Genomic DNA, 18,303 nt, shown 5'->3' with positions numbered 1-18,303 from the left:
TCAATCTGAGCCATGATCAAACTCTTCAATTTAAAGTTTTGATTACCTAAACTAATAGGTGTGACTCAACGAATACTGACTTCAAAACTAATATTCATTCGAAAATGAACATGTAATTCTAAAGCTATTACCATTCCAACAGAATGGTAATGAATTGACTGTGCCAAATAACCCCTCTCTATAAAGAAAGTAATTATTTGTATTGGTCACTCAGTTCATTGAAATCAATTTTGATTCCGAAGAATCTGTTTTATCTAACGATAAAACGTTTTGATATTCATCAACGAGTGCCCACACAGATTGATAGGTTTAAATTGTTAAAGAGCTTAACTTCTTGAGCGTTCCTTTTAAGTAAGGAGCCTCTCGAAGTGGACGGTCATTCTAGCGAATTAACATTCAGTGTCAAACACTTTTTGAAAATTAATTTTTTGTCGCTTTCCGTCTTACTGATTCTTGCTGAAGCCTTGTGGCGTCTGCCGTCTCAGTGGTGTCGCATTATAGGGAACCCTCTCAGCTTAGCAACTACTTTTTCATAAAAAATGAATAAATAGGGGTTAACTGCCTAATAGTTCACCTAAACGTAAAAAAGAGAGCATTTCTGCTCTCTTTTTGCTCAAAACCTAAGGGTATTGTTAGATAAATGCGTAAGCATCTGCGTACATATGGTCACGCTTTGCTTCTTTATTCTGAGTAAATAGGTCTCTTGCAGCGCCCGCCATTTCAAAACGACCTGCAATATAGATATCGAAATCAGCTAATGATTCGAAACTTTCCGTAATAGCCTCAAGCACATTACCAGTTTGACCGTGCCAAACTTCCGGTGCTTCTTCTACTACCGGTACAAAGTGCACATTGCTATGCTTTTCTGCAATGCCAACCAGCTCTTCTTTCGCATATAACTGGCACTCATCTTTTGCGCCCCAGTATAGGTAGATCTCTTTCGAGCTATTTTGCGCGATGCAGTGATCAAGAATAGAGCGCACGTAGCTGAAACCCGTGCCACCAGCAATAAGTAATAAAGGGCGATCGCTTTCTTCTTTGATCCAAGCATCTCCGTGTGGAGCATCAATAGCAATATCGCCATCTTCAGCTTGTGCCTTCTTCATCGCTTCAACCACTTCTAGTGCGTAAGCATTATGCTCGGCAGCACCAATATGTAGCTCAAGCTCACCTTCGTGGCGGCAAGGGCTACTTGCGATAGAGAATGGGCGCTTATCTTTCTCGCCCATTTCAACCATCAGGTACTGGCCCGCTTTAAAAGCGACCGGTGTTTCTGGGTGAAGTAGGATTTGGTAAGTATTACAAGCCAAAGGCTCGATAGACTTCACTTTACATTTAATAGTCATGTTCTTCCTCTTACTAACCCTTAATCGGCAAAGGTTAGAACTAAATTACTTTCTGCAAATGCTTGGCAAGCAAAAATCCAGCCTTGTTGCTGCTCTTTCTCTGTGAGCATGGGTTCAAGGTGGTAACTCACTTGCCCTTCTAATTTTTTGCACATACACATTGCGCATGCGCCAACTTGGCAACGGTTTGGGAAATAGATATCGCTGTTGAGCGCAGCATCCAAGACCGTTTGCCCTTTTTCTACTGTGAAACTGATGTTTTCTGGGTATAAGACTACTTGGTAGCTCATGAAATTCCTAGCTGTTCCCAGATGCTATCAATCTTTTTCACGACATCAGGATCTTTTGTGATTGGTACACCCCACTCACGCAAGCATTCACCTTCCCACTTATTGGTCGCATCGAGGCCCATTTTTGAGTGTCCAGTTTCATTCTGTAGGAATAACGTATCTCTGGCCGGATCCATTCTTGTCGTTACCGCCCAAATGATGTCATTCCAATCACTCACATTGACATCGCCGTCACACACGATAACAAACTTGTTCTCATCAAATTGAGACCAAACCGCTTCCATGATTTTCTTGCCATTACCGGCTGCTTGCTTATCAATACACACCACAATCATGCTGGCATTGTCGTTTTGCAGGTGAATATCAATAATTTCAGGGTGAGCCTTGGTTAGCTCAGCCAAGCTACCCTCTATATATTCACTATTTACAGGTGCTGCTTGGACATCTGGCGATAGCGCTAACTCTGCGTCCCACTTCTTAGTGATATCTAGGCCCATCTTAGAACCTAACCCAACCACGGGTGAGGCAAAATCCAATGAATCGATCGGCGTGTTCTCTATCATCAGGCTATCGCGTGACGGATCCATATGTTCGCACATCGCTGCGGTTACTTGAGACCAATCACGTGCGTTCACATCCTCATCGCACACCAATACAAACTTGGTGTACATGAATTGACGCAAGAAAGACCATACACCCATCATCACGCGCTTAGCGTGACCTGGGTATTGCTTCTTCATGGTCACTACTGCCATTCGGTACGAACAACCTTCAGGCGGTAGATAGAAATCTTCAATCTCTGGGAACTGCTTTTGAAGAATAGGAACAAACACTTCATTTAGCGCAACCCCCAATACCGCAGGCTCATCCGGTGGACGGCCAGTATAGGTGCTGTGATAGATAGGGTTCTCGCGCATGGTTACATGAGTAATAGTAAACACATGGTGCTTTTCTTTCTCGTTGTAGTAACCAGTATGGTCTCCGTAAGGCCCTTCATCCGCAAATTCATTCGGGTCGATGTAACCTTCCATCACGATTTCCGCACTTGCAGGAACCTCTAAGTCGTTGCTGATTGATTTAACGACCTCAGTTTTACTACCACGTAGTAAGCCTGCAAACGCGTACTCAGATAAAGTATCCGGAACTGGCGTAACCGCACCAAGAATGGTAGCTGGGTCGGCACCAAACGCTACCGATACCGGAAATGGTTTACCAGGGTTGGTTTCCATCCAATCGCGCAAATCCAGCGCTCCACCACGGTGGGCTAACCAACGCATGATGATTTTATTCTTACCGATTTTTTGCTGGCGATAGATGCCTAAGTTTTGGCGTTTCTTGTTTGGACCACGAGTAACCGTTAAACCCCATGTTAGTAATGGTGCGACATCGTCAGCCCAACAGCTCATCACCGGAATTTTATCTAGGTCGACGTCATCGCCTTGCCATACCACTTGTTGGCAAGCCGCTTTGCGAAGGCGTTTAGCCGGCATGTTTAAGACTTGCTTAAACACGGGCAGTTTATCAAGAGCGTCTTTAAAGCCTTTTGGTGGCTCTGGTTCTTTTAGGTAAGCAAGCAACTTGCCCACTTCACGCAGCTCTTTGACTTCCTGACGCCCCATACCAATAGCAACCCGGTTAGGTGTACCAAATAGGTTGGTCAAAACAGGCATGTCATAGCCTACTGGATTTTCAAACAAAAGAGCCGGGCCACCAGCACGTAGAGTACGGTCGCTAATCTCGGTCATTTCGTAGTCTGGATCGACTGGGTGAGAAATGCGTTTCAACTGACCAATACTTTCAAGATGGTCGATAAAATCACGTAAATCTTTAAAACTCATAGGGCTTCTACATGCTGATTATTCTGCGCTCAGTATATCAAAAAGGGTGACGCTGAGATCCCCCTTTTTAGTGTGGTTATTGAAAGGCAAAATCCACTTTACGGTAATGCTTGCTCGATCAAAGAGCTCTTCACCTGAGGGTTATCATTGACGAGATCTTGCAACCATCGCGTATGACCTTGTTTGGCAAGTTCACGCGCGACTAAAGGCGCTTCATCGGCAATCGCCATCCTAGAGACAAGAAACTGCTTCACCTCTTCTGATAACGGGTTAACCTTGGTAAGCAAAGTAATCGCTTCATCTTTCAAACGCGGGTTTTTGGTCGCTGCCATCACCTGTTCAAGTGCGAACGTTTGTTTGGTTCCAGCAAGGCGCACTAGCTCAGCTTGGCTATGATAATCGGCCTTCATTCTCCATAGAATTTTGTAGACCTCTGGGTCTTCGCTCACTTGCGCTAATCGAACCACCACCTCAGTAGAAGGTAACCAACTAACAATAGAAGATGCAGTGAGCTGCTTAGTTAGGTAATCAACCGCTTCAGGAGACAAACTGTCTAACTCTCTGATGAGCAGCGCTTCTCGCGTTTGAACTTGATGTTCAGATCCAGATAACCACTCTTTTAGGTCGAGTTCCTGCTTCTCTGCATCTAGTACAAACACCAGTGTCTTCTGATCTTGACGCCACTGTTTGATGAGACGATTAGCTATTGAAGGATAATTAAAGGCAGGTACCGTAAACTCGTAGCCATCTCCACGCTCTAATACTTGATAAGTGGGCGTGATAGCGAGTTGCTGCTCGACGAAGATGGACATCTTAGGTGTGAGTACGGTTTTTTGCTGTTCGAGCTTCTTCAAGAGTTGGTAACGAGCCACCTCTTGTTGGGGAAATGTCAGGCGCTCAAGTGCAAAACGTAGCGAATTGACTTCGTCACGTACGACAAGCTCGAGTAGTTCAGCAGTTTTCAGTTTTACTTGATCATTCTCAAGCCAAGACTCTACTGTAAATGGAGACATCTCGGTGGCATAGCTCATACCAACCGGTGAAAATAACAGTGAAGTAGACAGGAGTAATGATGACAACAGTCCATGTTGCATTTTAACTTCCTTGTAACACTTTTGATCATTCTGCAAGCTGTCGCTACAAAATGCAAATAAAAAGCGCCACCCGAAGGCAGCGCTTATTAAATAACGATCAGCTAATCAATATTACTGACGACGCATTGCGTCAAAGAACTCATCGTTCGTTTTGGTCATTGCTAGCTTATCGATAAGGAATTCCATTGCGTCGATTTCGCCCATTGGGTGAACAATCTTACGCAGAATCCACATCTTCTGTAGTTCATCGTTCTTCGTAAGAAGCTCTTCACGACGAGTACCAGAGCGGTTGAAATCAATCGCTGGGAATACGCGCTTTTCCGCAATCTTACGGTTAAGGTGCAGTTCCATGTTACCTGTGCCTTTGAATTCTTCGTAGATAACTTCATCCATCTTAGAACCAGTATCAACCAGTGCTGTTGCGATGATCGTTAAGCTACCGCCTTCTTCTACGTTACGTGCCGCACCGAAGAAACGCTTTGGACGATGTAGAGCATTCGCATCAACACCACCAGTAAGAACTTTACCTGATGAAGGAATCACAGTGTTGTAAGCACGAGCTAGACGAGTAATAGAATCCAGCAGGATAACCACGTCTTTCTTGTGTTCAACAAGGCGTTTCGCTTTCTCGATAACCATTTCTGCAACTTGTACGTGGCGAGATGCTGGCTCATCGAATGTTGAAGCAACTACTTCGCCTTTAACTAGACGCTGCATTTCAGTTACTTCTTCTGGACGCTCATCGATAAGTAGAACCATTAGTTCACATTCAGGATGGTTACGAGCAATGCTTTGGGCAATGTTTTGCAGAAGCATTGTCTTACCCGCTTTAGGCGGAGCAACAATCAGACCACGCTGACCTTTACCAATAGGAGATGCAAGGTCAAGAATACGGGCCGTAATATCTTCAGTCGCACCATTACCCGCTTCCATCACCATACGTTCGTTGGCGTGAAGAGGAGTAAGGTTTTCGAAAAGAATCTTGTTACGAGCGTTGTCTGGCTTGTCGTAGTTAACCGTGTTTACTTTAAGCAGTGCAAAGTAACGTTCGCCATCTTTAGGTGGACGGATTTTACCGCCAATAGAGTCACCAGTGCGAAGGTTAAAACGACGAATTTGGCTTGGAGATACGTAGATATCATCTGGGCCAGCCAGGTATGAACTGTCGGCGCTACGTAGGAAACCAAAACCGTCTTGAAGAATTTCTAGAACACCATCACCAAAGATGTCTTCACCACTTTTTGCATGCGCTTTAAGGATGGAGAAGATAATGTCTTGTTTTCTTAGGCGAGCTTGATTTTCAAGACCTAAGCTTTCGCTAAGTTTAACAAGCTCAGACACAGGTCTGTTCTTCAGTTCAGTAAGATTCATAGTGGTGGAAGTTTGTTTAGTCAAAATAGGATCTGTTTTCTTAAGTTAAGAAGGATTTGGTCACAGGATCGACCAAGAAGAGAAATTCGTTCAATTAACGTGCGATAAATTAGCACTAAAACTAAGACTAGTCCATAGCTTAGAAAAAACAAAACCGCGCATTTGTTAACTGCACGGTTTCTTTTCAAATGCTGACCTTATTAAAGGTTAGCGTCTAAGAACTCTTTAAGTTGAGTTTTAGATAGTGCACCAACTTTAGTCGCTGCTACGCCACCATCTTTGAAAAGAAGTAGCGTTGGAATACCGCGAATACCAAATTTTGGTGGAGTACCAGCATTTTGGTCGATATTTAATTTACCGATTGTGAGCTTGCCTTCGTACTCGTCTGCGATTTCGTCAAGAATCGGCGCAATCATTTTACATGGACCACACCATTCTGCCCAAAAATCAACAAGAACAGGGCCTGCAGCGTTGATTACATCGTTATCAAAACCGTCATCAGTTAGCTGCAAAATCTTATCACTCATCTTCCACTCCAATGTATTTTTTAGAACTGGTTGGATGATAACCAGTAAATAGATGCCCTATTGGAATGTATTTACTTTCGTATTGCAAGCTTAAGCTGATATTCTATAGCAATGAAAAAGACGCATATCACAGAGCAAAAGTTCGCCGACTTGGATTTACTTCCGCAAGTCATTGAAGGATTGGAGAAAAAAGGGTTCGATTATTGTACCCCTATCCAAGCCTTGGCGCTCCCGGTACTGCTCACCGGCCAAGACATTGCAGGCCAGGCCCAAACGGGTACTGGTAAAACGCTTGCGTTTCTTACTGCTACTTTTAACCACCTGCTAAAAACACCTGAGCATGAAGGGCGTAAGCCTAACCAGCCACGTGCGATTATTATGGCACCAACGCGTGAACTCGCGATTCAGATCTACAACGATGCTGACTCTCTGGTTGAAAGCACAGGTATCAAGGCAGCACTTGCTTACGGTGGCGAAAGCTACGACAAGCAACTAGGTAAGATCGAAGAAGGCGCAGATATCTTAATTGGTACGACTGGCCGCATCATCGATTTCTACAAGCAAAAGGTATTTAACCTTAACCACATTCAAGCCGTTGTTCTTGACGAAGCTGATCGCATGTTCGATCTTGGTTTCATCAAAGACATCCGCTTCTTGTTTCGCCGTATGCCTGAGCCAAAAGATCGTCTGAACATGCTGTTCTCTGCGACATTGTCTTACCGCGTACAAGAGCTAGCATTCGAACACATGCACAACCCAGAGCATGTTGTTGTTGAGCCAGAGCGTAAAACAGGTCACCGTATTCAGGAAGAGCTGTTCTACCCATCAAATGAACACAAAATGGCACTTCTGCAGACGCTAGTTGAAGAAGAGTGGCCTGAACGCGCCATCATCTTCGCTAACACTAAGCACAAGTGTGAGTCTGTTTGGGGTCATCTAGCTGCAGATGGTCACCGTGTTGGCCTACTAACTGGCGATGTTCCTCAAAAGAAACGTGAAAAGATTCTTGAGCAATTCACTAAAGGTGATGTTGATCTACTTGTCGCAACCGACGTTGCAGCACGTGGCCTACACATTCCTCAAGTAACACACGTATTCAACTTCGATCTACCTGATGACTGTGAAGATTACGTTCACCGTATCGGCCGTACCGGTCGTGCTGGTGCAAGTGGTCACTCAATCAGCTTTGCTTGTGAAGATTACGCAATCAACTTGCCACCAATCGAAGAATACATTGAGCACGCTATCCCTGTGTCTGACTACGATGCTTCTGCACTGCTAGAAGATCTACCAGCACCATTGCGTTTACGCACACGTAACCCGCAACAACGCCGCTCAAATAACAATGGCCCACGCAACGGCAACCGTAAACCAAACCAGAACCGTCGCCCACGCCAACCGCGTCATAACAAGGAAGCTTAGTCGCTTATGAGTCAAACAGTGTCACCACCGCTTTACGCTGCAATCGACCTCGGGTCGAACAGTTTTCATATGCTCGTTGTGCGTCATATCGATGGCAGCGTACAAACCATGGCTAAAATTAAGCGCAAAGTGCGTTTAGCTGCAGGCTTAGATGAAAATAATGCGCTTAGTACAGAAGCCATGCAGCGCGGTTGGGACTGTTTGAGTCTCTTTGCAGAGCGACTGCAAGATATTCCAAAAGAAAATATCCGCATTGTCGGTACAGCGACCCTACGTACCGCTATCAATGTGGATATCTTTCTTGAGAAAGCGAACCAGATCCTTGGTTACGACATCAATGTTATCTCCGGTGAAGAAGAGGCTGCGACTATCTATAAAGGCGTAGCACACACTTCTGGTGGCAGTGGCCGCCGGCTGGTTGTTGATATTGGTGGCGCAAGCACCGAAATGATCATTGGTGAAGGCTTCTCAGCGAAAGCACTAACCAGCCTAAAGATGGGCTGTGTTACTTGGCTTGAACGCCACTTTAAAGATCGCCAATTAACCGCAACCAACTTTAACAACGCTATTGAAGCGGCGAAGTCGACGTTGGCTCCTATCCTCGATAGCTACACTGATATCGGATGGGATGTGTGTGTGGGCGCCAGTGGTACCGTTCAGGCACTACAAGAAATCATGTTGGCTCAAGGCATGGATGAAGTAATTACTCATGCCAAACTTAAGCGCCTACAGAAACAAGCGATGATTACTGAGCGCTTGGAAGAGCTAGAAATTGAAGGACTGACTCTTGAACGCGCATTGGTGTTCCCGAGTGGACTTTCAATTCTTATTGCTATTTTTGAGCTGCTTGAAATTGATTCAATGACACTCGCAGGCGGTGCACTCCGTGAAGGCCTAGCCTACGAGATGGTTGATGAGTTGCGCCAAGAAGACATTCGTGCACGTACCATTAAGAGTGTTCAATCACGCTACCAAATGGACGTAAGCTACGGTGAACAAGTTGCTGTAGTCGCACAAACGCTGCTAGAGCAAGCAGGCGCCGAAGCGTGGGTTTCAGAACCTCAAGCTGGTGTGCTACTGCAAACGGCAGCTAAGCTTCATGAGATTGGTTTAACCATCGATTTCAAAAAAGGCGGTGAGCACAGCGCATACCTACTGCAGAACTTAGACCTACCAGGCTTTACTCGAGCGCAAAAGCACTACTTGGGTGAGTTAACTCGTCGCTACCGTGAACAGTTAACCTCATTACCAGAGCAGCACGCTATCTCAGGCACCAGCAGCAAGCGTATTTTACGTATTTTGCGTTTAGCTATTTTGTTGACTCACCGTCGCAATCCAGCACTAGAGCCTGAGTTTAAGCTTGCAACCGATGGTAACAATCTGACCTTGACGCTTTCTAAGCAATGGCTAGCAGACAACCCGCTGACCGCTGCTGAGCTAGAGATCGAGTCGAATAGACAAACCGATATTGGCTGGCCATTGAATATTGAATGCCTCTGATATTAGTACCTGACGCTAGGAATTAAAAAAGCCCAAGTTAGTAGACTAACTTGGGCTTTTTCTTATCTTTGCATTAATGCGTTTCTAATCTGATCCTTAAACGTTCACGCCTGTCGCTTTAAAGTCAGGGTTCACAGCCGTTAGCTTTCTAACAATGTAGTTCAGAAGCACGCCGTACATAGGCACGAATAAACCTAAGCTGATGATAAGTTTGAATCCGTAATCGACTAAGGCAATCTCAGTCCAATGCTCGGCCATGAATGGATCTGGGCTTTGGTAGAAAGCAATCGCAAAGAACGCGATGGTATCAATAGCATTACCGAATAACGTTGAGCATGTTGGGGCAACCCACCATTGTTTAAGCTGACGTAGGCGGTTAAAAACATGCACATCCAAGATCTGACCAAGCAAGTAAGCCATGAAGCTCGCCGCGGCGATACGTGCAACAAACAGGTTGAACTCGCCTAGTTGGCTAAACCCTTGGAATGAACCTTCAAAGAATACCACTGACAAGAAATAAGAAACGGCCAGTGCAGGTAGCATCACTAAGAAAATGATTTTACGAGCAAGCTGCGCGCCAAAAATGCGTACGGTCAGATCGGTCGCTAGGAAGATAAACGGGAAAGTGAAAGCACCCCAAGTGGTGTGCATACCGAAAACGGTAAAAGGTAGCTGAACCAGATAGTTGCTTGATGCAATAATGACTAAATGGAACAAAACTAATAATGCTAGGGCTTTGCGCTGTTGCGCAGGGGTAAAGTTACTCATGCTGTACCTTTTTAGTTTGGTTTGGGGGTGAGGGAACCCAAATCGAGTCATTTCTTCGAATAATCTAAGAAAGCTCTTACCAATAATGTGAATTAAAAAATGTATCAAAAAATTGCTCTACTGAGCGGCGGGCGATTATACATTAATCAATATTGGCTGCAACGGTGAGAACAGACGCAAACGTTTATTCTCACTTTTATTGGTGAGCGAAGTTAAAAACCGCGTTTGAAAAGCGTCGCGAGATAATCAAACTCTTCTCGGCTTTCTTCAGCGTTTAGCGACTCAAACCAGATTGATTCACTGTAATGTTCAGACTTTAAAAACATCCGACAATCTTCAAAATCAATCAACCAAGAGTGCATGTCAGCGTCCCATTGTTTTTCAACCACAGAAGCGGACAGTAACGCCACCAACTTTTCACCTAACACTTCATAAGAATCAAAATCAAAACTTGGAGACGTAATCAATAAACGCCCTTCCTCAGCTAAATACTCTCTTAAGCCAAATTCTGTTTGTGTTGTCATGTCCCTATCAACCTTATTCTTTTTCTATGACCTAGTCGTTTTTAGAAGTTAAATGATTCTGCAAACTAACCGTGTGTCGTGATGTGTTCTTGAATCAAATCTAAGAATGGATCTGCGTACTTATCGAGTTTACGCTGACCAACACCGTTAACCGCCAACATCTCACCGTATGAGGTTGGCAGTACTTCGGCCATATCAATCAGAGTCGCGTCACTGAATACCACATAAGGTGGCAAACCATCTTCATCAGCAATCGACTTACGCAGCTTACGCAGTTTGGCAAACAGCTTCTTATCGTAATTCTTGCTACTCAGTTTATCGGACTTAGCATTGCGCACTGCCGTGTCTAAACGAGGCACTGCCAGCTCCAAAGACATCTCACCACGCAGTAGCGGACGGGCTTCTTCTGTTAACTGTAACGTCGAGTTACGGGTGATATTCTGGAACAACAAGCCCTTGTGAATTAACTGACGGAAGATACTGATCCAGTAGTCGTGGCTGTGATCGCGGCCAATGCCGTAAGTAGACAGCTTGTCATGACCATTATCGCGGACACGGATGTTCTGCATACCGCGCATCACTTCAACCACATAGCCCATACCAAACGACTGATTCACACGGTACACACAAGACAATGCCTTCTGCGCCTCTTGGGTCGCATCAAAATGCTTAGGTGGGTCGAGACAGATATCGCAGTTGCCACATTGCTTCTCACGATATTCACCAAAGTAGTTAAGCAGAACCTGACGACGACAGGTTTGTGCTTCAGCAAAGGCACTCATCGCGTTCAGCTTGTGCATCTCAACTTGTTTTTGCGGGCCTTCTTCTTTCTCATCCAACATACGACGCAGCCAACCCATATCAGCAGGGTCAAACAGCATCATGGCTTCAGCAGGCAAGCCATCACGACCAGCACGGCCAGTCTCTTGATAGTAAGACTCAATGTTGCGTGGAATATCAAAGTGCACCACAAAGCGAACGTTGGGTTTGTTGATACCCATACCAAACGCCACGGTTGCAACAACGATCTGGATATCATCACGTTGGAAGGCTTCTTGAACGTAAGCGCGCTCATCGGTGTCCATGCCTGCGTGATAACCCGCAGCACGAATACCGTTGTTACACAGCTTCTCGGTCACCATTTCTACTTTCTTACGACTACCACAGTAGATGATGCCGCAATTGCCCTTTTGTGTTTCTAAGTAGCGAACCACCTGTGACACGGGCTTATGCTTCTCAACTAGGTTATAGCGAATGTTAGGACGGTCAAAACTACCCAAGTAGGTATGTGGATCCACCAGCTGCAGGCGCGAGATAATATCTTTACGTGTTGCATCGTCAGCGGTTGCCGTCAGCGCCATATAAGGCACATGCGGGAAATACTGTTTAAGTTGACCTAATGATGCGTACTCAGGGCGAAAGTCGTGACCCCATTGAGAGATACAGTGCGCCTCATCCACCGCAATCATCGAAAGCGGTAAACCTTGAAGACGTTCGATAAAGTCGCGCATCAACACACGCTCTGGCGACACATAAACCATCTTCAATTGGCCCGAATTCATGCGATTGAACACACTCATCAGTTGGTCTCGTGGCATTGAAGAGTTAATGCACTCAGCCGCAACACCGTTCGCCTTCAATTGATCGACCTGGTCTTTCATAAGAGAGATCAACGGTGAGATAACCAGAGTGAGCCCTTCACGAACCAAAGCAGGAATCTGGTAACACAGTGATTTACCACCACCGGTTGGCATAATCACCAAGCTGTCTCGGCCTTCAACGGCCAGGTCAATGACCTCTTGCTGACCATCGCGAAAGCTTTGATAACCAAACACATCTTGTAAGATGGTTTGCGCATCATTCGCGGGAGTTGGTATTTGCTCAGCAATCAGAGTGGCGGTCATTGTGGTTCCTAATCGAGGTATGAAATCAGCAAGCATCTTCGGCAAGCAAGTCGCACATTGTAGAGGGGAACGCTGGCGAATTAAACCGCAAATTGTTAGGTGAAAAGGGTTATCGCTCCTATACTGACCAACTCTCTTATAAATCTTATTAATAAGCACTCTGTGCTAGAGAAAGATGCATGACTCCAGAAGAACAACAACGTACGCGCCAAGGTATTTTGCTTGCTATCGGTGCTTACACCATGTGGGGTATCGCCCCTATATATTTCAAATCTTTAAGTGACGTTTCCCCGTTAGAGATCCTTAGCCACCGTGTAGTATGGTCTTTTTTCCTACTCGCTTTTTTACTACACATTGGCCGCAGCTGGCGTAAAGTGCGCGACACCTTGACATCAAAACCAAAAATGCTCTATTTGGTAGCGACCTCTACTTTAGTGGGTGCCAACTGGCTGATCTTTATCTGGGCGGTCAACTCCAATCACATGCTTGATGCCAGTTTGGGGTATTACATCAACCCGCTAATTAACGTGTTGCTCGGTATGCTCTTCCTAGGCGAACGCTTGCGTAAACTACAATGGTTTGCGGTTGGTCTGGCTGCCATTGGTGTATTAGTCCAACTGATTGCATTTGGCTCAGTGCCGATCGTCGCCATTGCCCTAGCCTTCAGCTTTGGTTTTTATGGTTTGCTACGTAAGAAAGTCAGCTTAGAAGCGCAAACGGGGTTGTTCATTGAAACTCTGGTGATGCTACCTCTCGCAGCTACCTACTTACTGTTTATTGCTGATAGCCCAACTTCAGACTTATCGATGAACCCGATGCAACTCAACCTATTACTGGTTGCAGCAGGTGTTATTACAACCATTCCACTACTGTGTTTTACTGGCGCTGCAACTCGCTTGAAGCTATCGACACTCGGTTTCTTCCAGTACATCGGCCCAAGTTTGATGCTACTGCTGGCCGTGCTGATTTATGGAGAAGCATTCACCCAAGATAAAGTAGTCACCTTCGCCTTTATCTGGGGCGCGCTGCTTGTCTTTACCTTTGATGCGTATCGAGCGAATAAAAAGAGTAAAAGGCAGCTCTAACCTCAAGTGTATAATCAACCAAAACATCAACTCAGAGCTTGGGGATCACGCCAAGCTCTCCCCCCTTTAGCTATAAACCCTGCTACAACCCATTCACCACAGATGACTCAAAGTAACTCCAAGTGACATTCATAGAACTGATCTATCCAATAAATTCATACATTTAGATGGCATTCCACTTCAACATTTCAATATGCAACACCGAGCATTTCATCGGAGTTTTCACACAGGTTCACACTCTCGGGAAGCCCTCAACTTCTAACTAGATTCATCTCCTTTTAGCAACTAATTCTTAATACACCCGAAATATAAATGGAAACCAGCTATTCATTTTCTGGGGACCACTATTTGGCTAGAGGAAATCATATGGATAACTTAACTCACCAACAGGCTTCTCGATTCTTAGACTTGGCAACCATGGGTGTTCGTCAATCCGAGCTAAATGCGTTTAAAGAACAAGACAATCGCTCTTATTGGATAGATCAACAAATCGGCACACCACATATGCGCCACCTTGATCGTACTTATCACCAAGCAAATCGTAGAAATCTCAGTAACCCAAATCAAGATTGCCGTGTCGGCGCATGGTTTGATATTGCATTATGGGACGAGGCGCAGCTTCGTCAACGCGTGGCCTTTGCACTAAGCCAAATATTTGTAGTCAGTGAAAAAGACGCCAATCTCGCCACCGATCCAGAAGCGTTAGCAAACTACTATGACTTGCTTGCCGACAATGCCTTTGAATCATTTGCTACGCTACTTAAGCGCATCACTCTCTCTCCGGCTATGGGACAGTATCTCACCATGAATGGTAATAAACCGGAAAGCCTGACCGGACAAGCACCCGATCAGAACTACGCCAGAGAAGTCATGCAACTTTTTACCATTGGGCTTTATGAGTTAAACCAAGATGGAACTCAAGCCACTTACCCGGATGGTAGCGTTATCGAGACGTATGATGATGTCGATGTTGAAGGAGCTGCAAGAGTCTTTACCGGTTGGGATATCACCAATAACAACACGCTTGAGCCCATGACAGCAGACAACTCACTGCATGACATGGATGAAAAATGGGTACTTGGTCAGTATTACCCTCCCGGCCAAACTGCTGAAGAAGATCTTGACCAATTTATTGCCCAAATAACCACCCATGCCAATGTCGCGCCTTTTATTTCAATAATGCTGATTAAACAGTTAACGACCTCCAACCCAACTCAAGCGTACGTTTCTCGCGTATCCGCTGAATTTATTAATTCAGGTGGAAATTTAGGCTCAGTGATCAAAGCAATTTTAACCGATTCAGAGTTACTCAAAACCAGTGATATCAATGTCACCAAAGTCAGAGAGCCTATCCTAGCGATGACTTATCTCTATAGAGCAATGGAAGCGTACGTAGGTGGCAGCGGAGATATTGTTTATGACCCAATGAACTATAAAGAAAGCTTTAATCAGTACCCACTTGGGTCTAATTCGGTATTTAATTTTTATCAGCCGAGTCACAGCCCACAAGGCGCGCTTGCAGATGCAGGCCTAACCGCACCCGAGCTAGAGATTATTGACTGGAATCAACTGATCGACATGAACAACATCTTCTATCGAACCTTACTGGATTTCGGTCAAAATCGAGGCAACAGCAGTAACGGTAAAGAGCTGTATATTGCCCCAACTGACTTAGAGGGTATGGCGAGAGCAGAAAGCAAAGACGAGCTACTACAAGCAATCAACCTGAGAATTTTAAATGGTCAAGCATCCCAAGAAGTCACCGCTCTTCTAACCGCTGTCTATAACGGACACGGCAATAAATATTACGCAGTACCCAAGATGCTGTTCATGGCGTTCATTTCACCCGATTTCATGGTTCAGGAGTAGATTATGTCAATTACACGCAGAAGCTTTCTCAAAGGTGCATCAGGTACAGCCGTATCAGGGATGGTACCACTCTCTTTATCTATTCCAGTCAGCAGTGCCTTTGCGAATGAGCAAGGTGGATATAAAGCGTTGGTCTGCCTTTTCTTACATGGAGGAAATGACTCGTTCAATATGATCGTGCCTACCGACGCTAAAAACAAAAATAACTACCGAGCCGCAAGACCAAATATTCAACTTGCTGACTCTGAAATCTTAGCGATTCCAAGTACTGAATCGGGTCAAGCTCTTGGTATCAATTCTCGTATGTCTAATTTAGCTAATATGATGAATTTGGGACAAGCAGCCACCGTAGTAAACGTGGGACCATTGGTTGAGCCCACCAATAAGTCTAATCTCTACGATGTGCGAAAGCCGTCTAACCTTGGGGCTCACAACAAGCAACAAGCCGCTTGGCAGTCGAGTTGGGGCGAAAATGGTTACCATAGCTATGGTTGGGCCGGGATGATGATGGATGTGCTTCGCAGTGAAACAGCAATCATTTCCGACTCCATTTCATTTGCTGGAAATGAACTATTAACTGGCGCAAACTCCAAAGATATCTCAATGTCTTCTGGTGGTGTGAGAGCTATGGATGCTCTTGGGCATTCAAGTGCAATAAACAATAACTTCATCAAATTGGTTAATGCACCTTACGGTTCACCGTTCAAACAAGTGTACACAAAACGGCTGAAAGGCATATTAGATTTTCAGCAGGAGATCCAACTCGTGCTCGATTCATACCCAGGAGACAGCTCCATTCCAAGTAGCTCACTAGGATCACAGCTCAGAATGGTCAGACGCATGATACAAGCATCATCGGATCTCGGTCATAGCCGTCAGGTGTTTTTCGTCAATATTGGTGGGTTTGATAACCACAGCAGTCAGAGAGGACGTCACGATGGTTTGCTTTCAACCATTGACCAAGCCGTTAGCGCTTTCCATGCCTCTCTTGCTGAACTTGGCTTGGAAGACAGTGTTGTGACATCGACCATGTCAGATTTTGGACGAACCATAGAAAACAACAGTAAATCAGGCACTGACCATGGTTGGGGAAGTAATCAGCTAGTGGTCGGTAATGCCGTCAATGGAGGTAACAGCTATGGGCGATACCCCGAATTTATCAAAGACGGTCAAGATGCTTGGGGCAATAAATTTATCCCGGGCCAATCCTCAGAACAGCTTGCTGCGACCTTATGCCGTTGGATGGGGTTAAGTGAACAAGGTGTGGATGTCATTTTCCCATCGCTTTCGCCAGCCAACAGCAACCCATTTACTAGTCGATATCTTGGCGTTCTGGGAGACTATCATCAGGAAGCGCAGGAAACCGAACTATCCATTGCTAACGTCAGTGCTACGGAAACTCGCGCCGACCATACACCGCAAATGGCCGTAGACGGAGACAGTACAACCAAGTGGACGGCGAAAGGGCAAGGTATTCAATATCTAATTGAACTTAGCAGCGCTGCGAACGTCACTAAGCTCCTCTACTCCCAAGCTAAAGGAGATGTTCGACAATACCTATTTGATCTCGAAGTGAGTAGCGATGGCATTAACTTCGATCTGGTAACCAACGTCTTGACGCCTGGAACCACAACCAGTTTGGTGGAACAAGCCGTGAATAGAGCATCGGTTAAGTTTATTCGCCTCACTTGTAACGGTAATAATGGCGATGTTTCAAGCTTAGTTCTATGGAATAACTTCCAAGAACTCAAAGTGGTCGGTTATTAGTATCACGACACTTCAATAATCAGACAAAGCTTTTATTCTTTTTCCCTTTAAAGGATCGACCCTATAAAAACTCAGTCAGAAACCACTAGCACTGATCGTTTTTTACAAGACAATTTCGAAATACGAAGATAAGCTTGGTTGAATTGATGACTATTTAACCAAGCTTTTTTGTACCATGGATAAAGTCCACTATTACTCCACCCCAACAGATGATATCAGCCTGATCCAAGCTCAATACCAAGAGTTTGCCTTTCAGCGCCACTATCATTTGGACTTTCACATTGGTTTAATTACCCAAGGGCAGCAAAAATTCGCCTATAAAGGGACTAGCCATCATGTTCGCGCAGGCCAAGTTGTCATCATGCCACCCGATGAACTGCATGATGGGCATTCCAAACTCGATTCGGGTTATCAAGTCAGCGTGTTCGCAGTTTCTCCCCAGTGGTTTCAAGATCTTGCCGATCCCAAGCAAAATGGTCACACATTAGGCTTTTCTGAGTTGATCCTCTCCGATCAAGCTGCATTTTCACAATTACGCAACTTACACGGTCTGTTAATCAATCAAAACATCAGCCAACTCGCTCAAGATTGCTTACCATTCGAGGGATTCTCGACGATTGTCGATCGTTATGCGAAATTTGGATCCAAGAGCGACATCAAATTGGGTAATCAATCGATTGATACGCTAAAAGACTATTTGATGGCAAATTTGGATCAGCCAGTGCGATTAGAACAACTGTCTAAGCTGTGCGGCTTAACCACAACTCAATTCCAACGCCACTTTAAAAACAGAATGGGCATCACGCCATACGCATGGCTGAGCCGCTTACGTATGGAGCAGAGCATGCGCCTGATTAAATCTGGGATATGTGGTACCAAGGTCGCGTACCAAGTGGGCTTCTATGATCAAGCACACTTCTCCAAAGCATTCAAAACTACATTCGGCGTCCCGCCCTCACAAATCAACTAAGTGTTGATAATTTACAATTGCTCGATTT

Annotated in this window: 15 protein-coding genes; 6 read left to right on the top strand and 9 right to left on the bottom strand. The window is 45.1% G+C overall.

Annotated features, from left to right (window positions below):
• Nucleotides 1-632 precede the first annotated feature (632 nt).
• From fre to trxA, 6 genes are all read right to left on the bottom strand, one after another.
• Entirely contained in the window at nt 633-1,346 is a 714-nt protein-coding gene (fre, locus tag QQ041_RS23935; RefSeq protein ID WP_146491413.1) for an NAD(P)H-flavin reductase, read from the bottom strand.
• Nucleotides 1,347-1,366: 20 nt separating this feature from the next.
• Entirely contained in the window at nt 1,367-1,636 is a 270-nt protein-coding gene (locus tag QQ041_RS23930) for a 2Fe-2S iron-sulfur cluster-binding protein (protein ID WP_008224727.1), read from the bottom strand.
• Nucleotides 1,633-3,474, bottom strand: coding sequence for a 4-hydroxy-3-polyprenylbenzoate decarboxylase (gene ubiD, locus QQ041_RS23925; protein ID WP_146491414.1), 1,842 nt, complete (start codon nt 3,472-3,474; stop codon nt 1,633-1,635). The genes QQ041_RS23930 and ubiD overlap by 4 nt, the downstream gene beginning before the upstream one ends.
• 98 nt (nt 3,475-3,572) lie before the next feature.
• On the bottom strand, nt 3,573-4,568 hold the full coding sequence (locus QQ041_RS23920; RefSeq protein WP_146491415.1) for a hypothetical protein: 996 nt from the start codon (nt 4,566-4,568) through the stop codon (nt 3,573-3,575).
• Nucleotides 4,569-4,679: 111 nt separating this feature from the next.
• Nucleotides 4,680-5,939 (bottom strand): transcription termination factor Rho, encoded by a 1,260-nt coding sequence (rho, locus tag QQ041_RS23915; RefSeq protein WP_017062978.1) that lies wholly within the window; start codon nt 5,937-5,939, stop codon nt 4,680-4,682.
• 200 nt (nt 5,940-6,139) lie between these two features.
• Entirely contained in the window at nt 6,140-6,466 is a 327-nt protein-coding gene (gene trxA / locus QQ041_RS23910) for a thioredoxin TrxA (protein ID WP_010440700.1), read from the bottom strand.
• Between the two features lie 111 nt (nt 6,467-6,577).
• Between trxA and rhlB the strand changes: the two genes are divergently transcribed.
• Together rhlB and gppA are read left to right on the top strand one after the other, a co-directional pair.
• Nucleotides 6,578-7,888 (top strand): ATP-dependent RNA helicase RhlB, encoded by a 1,311-nt coding sequence (gene rhlB / locus QQ041_RS23905; RefSeq protein ID WP_048610414.1) that lies wholly within the window; start codon nt 6,578-6,580, stop codon nt 7,886-7,888.
• Nucleotides 7,889-7,894: 6 nt separating this feature from the next.
• The gene (gene gppA, locus QQ041_RS23900) at nt 7,895-9,388 is read left to right on the top strand and encodes a guanosine-5'-triphosphate,3'-diphosphate diphosphatase (protein ID WP_123285668.1); all 1,494 of its coding nucleotides are present in this window, start codon (nt 7,895-7,897) and stop codon (nt 9,386-9,388) included.
• Between the two features lie 96 nt (nt 9,389-9,484).
• Here gppA and QQ041_RS23895 read toward each other — a convergent pair whose 3' ends face one another.
• The 3 genes from QQ041_RS23895 to recQ all read right to left on the bottom strand — a co-directional run bounded on the left by QQ041_RS23895 (nt 9,485) and on the right by recQ (nt 12,584).
• Entirely contained in the window at nt 9,485-10,156 is a 672-nt protein-coding gene (locus tag QQ041_RS23895; RefSeq protein WP_048613244.1) for a 7-cyano-7-deazaguanine/7-aminomethyl-7-deazaguanine transporter, read from the bottom strand.
• Between the two features lie 212 nt (nt 10,157-10,368).
• Nucleotides 10,369-10,680 (bottom strand): DUF3630 family protein, encoded by a 312-nt coding sequence (locus QQ041_RS23890; protein WP_017061332.1) that lies wholly within the window; start codon nt 10,678-10,680, stop codon nt 10,369-10,371.
• Between the two features lie 65 nt (nt 10,681-10,745).
• Entirely contained in the window at nt 10,746-12,584 is a 1,839-nt protein-coding gene (gene recQ / locus QQ041_RS23885; RefSeq protein WP_146491416.1) for an ATP-dependent DNA helicase RecQ, read from the bottom strand.
• A gap of 179 nt (nt 12,585-12,763) precedes the next feature.
• On the opposite strand from recQ, the gene rarD reads away from it, so the two are divergent.
• The 4 genes from rarD (at nt 12,764) to QQ041_RS23865 (ending at nt 18,275) form a co-directional block, all read left to right on the top strand.
• Nucleotides 12,764-13,669 carry an EamA family transporter RarD gene (gene rarD, locus QQ041_RS23880; protein WP_146491417.1) on the top strand — a complete coding sequence of 302 codons (906 nt, stop codon included), beginning with the start codon at nt 12,764-12,766 and terminating at the stop codon, nt 13,667-13,669.
• A 366-nt stretch (nt 13,670-14,035) separates the two neighbouring features.
• A complete protein-coding gene (locus QQ041_RS23875) occupies nt 14,036-15,538 on the top strand; it encodes a DUF1800 family protein (RefSeq protein WP_285955204.1) in 1,503 nt (500 codons plus the stop codon).
• Between the two features lie 3 nt (nt 15,539-15,541).
• Entirely contained in the window at nt 15,542-17,305 is a 1,764-nt protein-coding gene (locus QQ041_RS23870) for a DUF1501 domain-containing protein (RefSeq protein ID WP_285955203.1), read from the top strand.
• Between the two features lie 175 nt (nt 17,306-17,480).
• Complete coding sequence (locus tag QQ041_RS23865) at nt 17,481-18,275, top strand: AraC family transcriptional regulator (RefSeq protein WP_285955202.1); 795 nt, start codon at nt 17,481-17,483, stop codon at nt 18,273-18,275.
• Nucleotides 18,276-18,303: the final 28 nt, after the last annotated feature.

The sequence above is a fragment of the Vibrio sp. TMPB1044 genome, assembly GCF_030442075.1.
Classification (GTDB): domain Bacteria; phylum Pseudomonadota; class Gammaproteobacteria; order Enterobacterales; family Vibrionaceae; genus Vibrio; species Vibrio satsumensis.
Note: the sequence above shows the minus strand (reverse complement) of the source record. Positions and strands in the feature narration are given on the sequence as shown.

Coding starts and splice junctions, on each gene's coding strand:
- fre (WP_146491413.1), bottom strand. CDS start 1,346: ATGACTATTAAATGTAAAGTGAAGTCTATCGAGCCTTTGGCTTGTAAT.
- QQ041_RS23930 (WP_008224727.1), bottom strand. CDS start 1,636: ATGAGCTACCAAGTAGTCTTATACCCAGAAAACATCAGTTTCACAGTA.
- ubiD (WP_146491414.1), bottom strand. CDS start 3,474: ATGAGTTTTAAAGATTTACGTGATTTTATCGACCATCTTGAAAGTATT.
- QQ041_RS23920 (WP_146491415.1), bottom strand. CDS start 4,568: ATGCAACATGGACTGTTGTCATCATTACTCCTGTCTACTTCACTGTTA.
- rho (WP_017062978.1), bottom strand. CDS start 5,939: ATGAATCTTACTGAACTGAAGAACAGACCTGTGTCTGAGCTTGTTAAA.
- trxA (WP_010440700.1), bottom strand. CDS start 6,466: ATGAGTGATAAGATTTTGCAGCTAACTGATGACGGTTTTGATAACGAT.
- rhlB (WP_048610414.1), top strand. CDS start 6,578: ATGAAAAAGACGCATATCACAGAGCAAAAGTTCGCCGACTTGGATTTA.
- gppA (WP_123285668.1), top strand. CDS start 7,895: ATGAGTCAAACAGTGTCACCACCGCTTTACGCTGCAATCGACCTCGGG.
- QQ041_RS23895 (WP_048613244.1), bottom strand. CDS start 10,156: ATGAGTAACTTTACCCCTGCGCAACAGCGCAAAGCCCTAGCATTATTA.
- QQ041_RS23890 (WP_017061332.1), bottom strand. CDS start 10,680: ATGACAACACAAACAGAATTTGGCTTAAGAGAGTATTTAGCTGAGGAA.
- recQ (WP_146491416.1), bottom strand. CDS start 12,584: ATGACCGCCACTCTGATTGCTGAGCAAATACCAACTCCCGCGAATGAT.
- rarD (WP_146491417.1), top strand. CDS start 12,764: ATGACTCCAGAAGAACAACAACGTACGCGCCAAGGTATTTTGCTTGCT.
- QQ041_RS23875 (WP_285955204.1), top strand. CDS start 14,036: ATGGATAACTTAACTCACCAACAGGCTTCTCGATTCTTAGACTTGGCA.
- QQ041_RS23870 (WP_285955203.1), top strand. CDS start 15,542: ATGTCAATTACACGCAGAAGCTTTCTCAAAGGTGCATCAGGTACAGCC.
- QQ041_RS23865 (WP_285955202.1), top strand. CDS start 17,481: ATGGATAAAGTCCACTATTACTCCACCCCAACAGATGATATCAGCCTG.